Raw genomic sequence first — 706 nt, 5'->3', positions numbered from 1 at the left:
GATCCACGAGCTGATGCCCAGGTCGCCGAAATCACCGACCACATGCCGCGCTCGGTCCGTGACACCGAAACCGCCTACCAGCCCTGGCCACCCGGGATGCGGCTGATCGCGCGCCGCGAATATCCTCACAACGGAGCCCAACACCTCATCACCGACATCGAGGGCCGCCGCTACACCGTGTTCGCCACCAACACCCGCGGCCGCGGCTGGACACTGCCGATCCTGGAACTGCGTCACCGTCAACGTGCCCGCGCCGAAGACCGTATCCGCTGCCTCAAAGACACCGGCATGGCCAACCTACCGTTCGACTCATTCGCCAAAAACCAACTGTGGCTCGATATCGTCGCCCTGGCCTCCGACCTCATTGCCTGGACTCAAACCCTCGGCTACCACCGCCACGACCCCATCCGCCGCTGGGAACCCAAACGCTTGCGCCACCGCCTGTTCACCGTCGGCGGCAAGATCATCACCCACGCCCGCACCACCACCCTGCGACTACCCACCGACTGGCCCTACAACCACCACATACGCCACGGCTGGCAACGCCTCACCGCCTAACCAGCCCCTCGGTCACCGCGCCCCGTCACCGCCGCCCACCCCACCTCAGAACCCGAACAACCAGCGAACCCAACGCTGGCGATCCACCCTGCCCACACACCAGCACCAACCATCAAAAGGCGACACCGACAACCGATCGGCGAAACCC

General features: G+C 65.4%; 1 protein-coding gene. It reads left to right on the top strand.

What is annotated here, in order from left to right; genetic code table 11:
• On the top strand, window positions 1-558 hold a 558-nt coding region (locus KB201_RS24660; RefSeq protein WP_211540906.1), incomplete at its 5' end, for a transposase.
• Window positions 559-706 lie beyond the last annotated feature (148 nt).

The sequence above is a fragment of the Gordonia sp. SCSIO 19800 genome (assembly GCF_018132775.1).
Classification (GTDB): Bacteria; Actinomycetota; Actinomycetes; order Mycobacteriales; family Mycobacteriaceae; genus Gordonia; species Gordonia hongkongensis.
The sequence above is the reverse complement of the archived record's forward strand: the minus strand, read 5'-3'. Positions and strand labels throughout refer to the sequence as shown.